The organism is Xanthomonas bonasiae (assembly GCF_014836395.1).
Taxonomy (GTDB): domain Bacteria; phylum Pseudomonadota; class Gammaproteobacteria; order Xanthomonadales; family Xanthomonadaceae; genus Xanthomonas_A; species Xanthomonas_A bonasiae.
Window position 1 is genome coordinate 1 of the sequence record NZ_JACSQX010000029.1, and the last position, 5,758, is coordinate 5,758.

Consider the following 5,758-nt stretch of genomic DNA (forward strand, 5'->3'; position numbering starts at 1 on the left):
CACGCAGGTCCACGACCTGAAGTACGAGGACGGGTTGTGGGAAGCACGTGCGCACAGTGCGGCGGGTCAGCGGGTGGAGCTCTACGCGGACCCGACGGATGGAGGGGTGGTGAGCGCGGCGGGGGACTGAGGAGCGTGGTGTTTGTGTATCTCGCGGCCAATAAAAAATCCCCGTCCTTGCGGACGGGGATTTGGGGTAAAGCCCCTGGCGATGACCTACTCTCGCATGGCTTGAGCCACACTACCATCGGCGCAGCTGCGTTTCACTTCCGAGTTCGGGATGGGATCGGGTGGTTCCACAGCGCTAATTTCACCAGGGAGACGGTTGGAGTGTCGCCGGGTTGCGTCTTCGGACAGCGCACGGGTGTGCGGTGTAGGAAGGACGGCAACTGGCGCCAGCCTCTCATAGGGTGTGACGTAGCGAGCATTTGGATAGCTATCGACGTGTGTCGTGCTAAGGGTTACTTCTTGAGGAAGCAACTTGAGGTTATATGGTCAAGCCGCACGGATCATTAGTATCAGTTAGCTCAATGCATTGCTGCACTTACACACCTGACCTATCAACCACGTAGTCTACATGGTTCCTTAAGGGGGCTTGTGCCCCGGGAAGTCTCATCTTGAGGCGCGCTTCCCGCTTAGATGCTTTCAGCGGTTATCGCTTCCGAACATAGCTACCCGGCAATGCCACTGGCGTGACAACCGGAACACCAGAGGTTCGTCCACTCCGGTCCTCTCGTACTAGGAGCAGCCCCTCTCAAACTTCCAACGCCCATGGCAGATAGGGACCGAACTGTCTCACGACGTTCTGAACCCAGCTCGCGTACCACTTTAAATGGCGAACAGCCATACCCTTGGGACCGACTACAGCCCCAGGATGTGATGAGCCGACATCGAGGTGCCAAACACCGCCGTCGATATGAACTCTTGGGCGGTATCAGCCTGTTATCCCCGGAGTACCTTTTATCCGTTGAGCGATGGCCCTTCCATACAGAACCACCGGATCACTAAGACCTACTTTCGTACCTGCTTGATCCGTCGATCTTGCAGTCAAGCACGCTTATGCCTTTGCACACAGTGCGCGATGTCCGACCGCGCTGAGCGTACCTTCGTGCTCCTCCGTTACTCTTTAGGAGGAGACCGCCCCAGTCAAACTACCCACCATACACGGTCCCCGATCCGGATTACGGACCTAGGTTAGAACGTCAAGCACGACAGGGTGGTATTTCAAGGATGGCTCCACTGCAGCTAGCGCCACAGTTTCATAGCCTCCCACCTATCCTACACAGACGAACTCAACGTTCAGTGTAAAGCTATAGTAAAGGTTCACGGGGTCTTTCCGTCTTGCCACGGGAACGCTGCATCTTCACAGCGATTTCAATTTCACTGAGTCTCGGGTGGAGACAGCGCCGCTGTCGTTACGCCATTCGTGCAGGTCGGAACTTACCCGACAAGGAATTTCGCTACCTTAGGACCGTTATAGTTACGGCCGCCGTTTACTGGGGCTTCGATCAAGAGCTTCGCCTTGCGGCTGACCCCATCAATTAACCTTCCAGCACCGGGCAGGCGTCACACCCTATACGTCCACTTTCGTGTTTGCAGAGTGCTGTGTTTTTGATAAACAGTCGCAGCGGCCTGGTTTCTGCGACCCTCTTCAGCTATAGCTCGCATGAGCCACCAAAAAGGGTGCACCTTCTCCCGAAGTTACGGTGCCATGTTGCCTAGTTCCTTCACCCGAGTTCTCTCAAGCGCCTGAGAATTCTCATCCTACCCACCTGTGTCGGTTTACGGTACGGTCTGCGTAAGCTGAAGCTTAGGAGCTTTTCCTGGAAGCGTGGTATCAGTGACTTCGTCTAAAAGACTCGTCTCGGTGCTCGGTCTTAAAGGATCCCGGATTTGCCAAAGATCCAAACCTACCGCCTTTCCCCGGGACAACCAACGCCCGGTACACCTAACCTTCTCCGTCCCTCCATCGCACTTACGCGAGGTGCAGGAATATTAACCTGCTTCCCATCGACTACGGCTTTCGCCCTCGCCTTAGGGGCCGACTCACCCTGCGCCGATTAACGTTGCGCAAGGAAACCTTGGGCTTTCGGCGTGCGGGTTTTTCACCCGCATTATCGTTACTCATGTCAGCATTCGCACTTCCGATACCTCCAGCAGACTTCTCAATCCACCTTCAACGGCTTACGGAACGCTCCTCTACCGCGCATCGCTTATCGCGATGCACCCCAAGCTTCGGTTCACTGCTTAGCCCCGTTAAATCTTCCGCGCAGACCGACTCGACCAGTGAGCTATTACGCTTTCTTTAAAGGGTGGCTGCTTCTAAGCCAACCTCCTGGCTGTCTGTGCCTTTCCACATCGTTTTCCACTTAGCAGTGAATTTGGGACCTTAGCTGTGGGTCTGGGTTGTTTCCCTTTTCACGACGGACGTTAGCACCCGCCGTGTGTCTCCCGGATAGTACGTACTGGTATTCGGAGTTTGCAATGGTTTGGTAAGTCGCGATGACCCCCTAGCCATAACAGTGCTCTACCCCCAGCAGTATTCGTCCGAGGCGCTACCTAAATAGCTTTCGAGGAGAACCAGCTATCTCCGGGTTCGATTAGCTTTTCACTCCTAATCACACCTCATCCCCTACCTTTGCAACGGGAGTGGGTTCGGGCCTCCAGTCAGTGTTACCTGACCTTCACCCTGGGCATGACTAGATCACCCGGTTTCGGGTCTACTGCCCGCGACTATGCGCCCTTATCAGACTCGGTTTCCCTTCGCCTCCCCTATACGGTTAAGCTTGCCACGAACAGTAAGTCGCTGACCCATTATACAAAAGGTACGCAGTCACTCTTGCGAGCTCCTACTGCTTGTACGCACACGGTTTCAGGATCTATTTCACTCCCCTCTCCGGGGTTCTTTTCGCCTTTCCCTCACGGTACTGGTTCACTATCGGTCGGTCAGGAGTATTTAGCCTTGGAGGATGGTCCCCCCATATTCAGACAGGGTTTCACGTGCCCCGCCCTACTCGTCTTCACTGGAATGGCCCTTTTAAATACAGGGCTGTCACCTTCTATGGCCAACCTTTCCAGGTTGTTTTTCTAGAACCATACCAGCTTAAGGGCTAGTCCCCGTTCGCTCGTCACTACTTAGGGAATCTCGGTTGATTTCTTTTCCTCCGGTTACTTAGATATTTCAGTTCACCGGGTTCGCTTCCAGCAGCTATGTATTCACTGCAGGATACTGCCGAAGCAGTGGGTTTCCCCATTCGGACATTGCCGGATCAAAGCTTGTTGCCAGCTCCCCGACACTTTTCGCAGGCTGCCACGTCCTTCATCGCCTCTGACCGCCAAGGCATCCACCGTGTGCGCTTATTCGCTTGACCATATAACCTGAAGTTGCCTCCAAGCTATGCTGAGTCCGGGGGTACAAAGCCCGGACGCGAACTATAACGACTCAATTTCTAGGGACTCGAGGTCCCCGCCTTAGCCACAACGACACGTCAAGATAGTTTGATCTCAAACGCTCGCTACGTCACAAATTTTAAAAGAACATACCCCAGCCTCAGTGCTGGCGCATCTTAAATTCTTAGTGTGCTTTATACATTCAGAGTGGTGGGTCTGGGAGGACTCGAACCACCGACCTCACCCTTATCAGGGGTGCGCTCTAACCACCTGAGCTACAGACCCAAAGTCTTCAGTTCAGTGGTGGAGCCAGTCGGGATCGAACCGACGACCCCCTGCTTGCAAAGCAGGTGCTCTCCCAGCTGAGCTATGGCCCCGAAATCGGGGTGCCCCGCCCTGTGGCGGAACTCTCTGAATGCAGGTTACTTGTGAGGACGCCTGTAGGCGTAGCTGTCATGCTCAAAAGGAGGTGATCCAGCCGCACCTTCCGATACGGCTACCTTGTTACGACTTCACCCCAGTCATCGGCCACACCGTGGCAAGCGCCCTCCCGAAGGTTAAGCTACCTGCTTCTGGTGCAACAAACTCCCATGGTGTGACGGGCGGTGTGTACAAGGCCCGGGAACGTATTCACCGCAGCAATGCTGATCTGCGATTACTAGCGATTCCGACTTCATGGAGTCGAGTTGCAGACTCCAATCCGGACTGAGATTAGGTTTCTGGGATTGGCTTACTCTCGCGAGTTTGCAGCCCTCTGTCCTAACCATTGTAGTACGTGTGTAGCCCTGGTCGTAAGGGCCATGATGACTTGACGTCATCCCCACCTTCCTCCGGTTTGTCACCGGCGGTCTCCTTAGAGTTCCCACCATTACGTGCTGGCAACTAAGGACAAGGGTTGCGCTCGTTGCGGGACTTAACCCAACATCTCACGACACGAGCTGACGACAGCCATGCAGCACCTGTCTCACGGTTCCCGAAGGCACCAATCCATCTCTGGAAAGTTCCGTGGATGTCAAGACCAGGTAAGGTTCTTCGCGTTGCATCGAATTAAACCACATACTCCACCGCTTGTGCGGGCCCCCGTCAATTCCTTTGAGTTTCAGTCTTGCGACCGTACTCCCCAGGCGGCGAACTTAACGCGTTAGCTTCGATACTGCGTGCCAAGTTGCACCCAACATCCAGTTCGCATCGTTTAGGGCGTGGACTACCAGGGTATCTAATCCTGTTTGCTCCCCACGCTTTCGTGCCTCAGTGTCAGTGTTGGTCCAGATGGCCGCCTTCGCCACAGATGTTCCTCCCGATCTCTACGCATTTCACTGCTACACCGGGAATTCCGCCATCCTCTACCACACTCTAGTTGCCCAGTATCCACTGCAATTCCCAGGTTGAGCCCAGGGCTTTCACAACGGACTTAAACAACCACCTACGCACGCTTTACGCCCAGTAATTCCGAGTAACGCTTGCACCCTTCGTATTACCGCGGCTGCTGGCACGAAGTTAGCCGGTGCTTATTCTTTGGGTACCGTCAGAACAATCGGGTATTAACCGACTGCTTTTCTTTCCCAACAAAAGGGCTTTACAACCCGAAGGCCTTCTTCACCCACGCGGCATGGCTGGATCAGGCTTGCGCCCATTGTCCAATATTCCCCACTGCTGCCTCCCGTAGGAGTCTGGACCGTGTCTCAGTTCCAGTGTGGCTGATCATCCTCTCAGACCAGCTACGGATCGTCGCCTTGGTGGGCCTTTACCCCGCCAACTAGCTAATCCGACATCGGCTCATCTATCCGCGCGAAGCCCGAAGGTCCTCCGCTTTCACCCTAAGGTCGTATGCGGTATTAGCGTAAGTTTCCCTACGTTATCCCCCACGAAAAGGTAGATTCCGATGTATTCCTCACCCGTCCGCCACTCGCCACCCATGGTATTGCTACCACTGTGCTGCCGTTCGACTTGCATGTGTTAGGCCTGCCGCCAGCGTTCACTCTGAGCCAGGATCAAACTCTTCACTTAAAATTACAGACCCGAAGGTCAATACTTTGATATGCAGAGTTCAAACCAAGCTTACGTATCGCTTGCTTAGCAATTGATTTGTTGCTCTTGATTCGAACGTCTGCAAGATGGACATACTTCCACCTGCAGGCGCCCTCACAAGTTACCTGCGCACACTGTCAAAGAACATTGGGGCCGGCCTCAGCGCCTTTCCCGTTTCACCGCGACGTTTCCGTCGTAGCGAGCCGCCCATTATAGCGGACTTTTTCTTTCCGTCAACACCTCGTTTCGGAGGTCTTGCCGCCGGTTCCGCTCAAACCCCGAAGGCTTTTCGCTGAACCGAGCCGCCCATCATAGCGGCTTTTTTGTTGCCGTCAATACC

At 54.5% G+C, this 5,758-nt stretch carries 1 protein-coding gene, 2 tRNA genes and 3 rRNA genes; 1 reads left to right on the top strand and 5 read right to left on the bottom strand.

All coding sequences use genetic code 11. The features are described from left to right. The first annotated feature begins 16 nt into the window (after positions 1-16). Positions 17-130, top strand: a complete 114-nt coding sequence (locus H9658_RS22730; RefSeq protein ID WP_225210199.1) for a PepSY domain-containing protein — start codon at positions 17-19, stop codon at positions 128-130. A 73-nt stretch (positions 131-203) separates the two neighbouring features. Here H9658_RS22730 and rrf read toward each other — a convergent pair. From rrf to H9658_RS22755, 5 genes are all read right to left on the bottom strand, one after another. Then, positions 204-318: ribosomal RNA gene (gene rrf / locus H9658_RS22735) — 5S ribosomal RNA — on the bottom strand. Between the two features lie 173 nt (positions 319-491). Further along, positions 492-3,371 (bottom strand): 23S ribosomal RNA (locus H9658_RS22740). Positions 3,372-3,598: 227 nt separating this feature from the next. Next, positions 3,599-3,675: transfer RNA gene (locus tag H9658_RS22745), tRNA-Ile, on the bottom strand. Positions 3,676-3,691: 16 nt separating this feature from the next. Continuing rightward, positions 3,692-3,767, bottom strand: a tRNA-Ala gene (locus H9658_RS22750). Between the two features lie 85 nt (positions 3,768-3,852). Beyond that, positions 3,853-5,397 (bottom strand): 16S ribosomal RNA (locus H9658_RS22755). The 16S, 23S and 5S rRNA genes sit together here with 2 tRNA genes alongside, the layout of an rRNA operon. Positions 5,398-5,758: the final 361 nt, after the last annotated feature.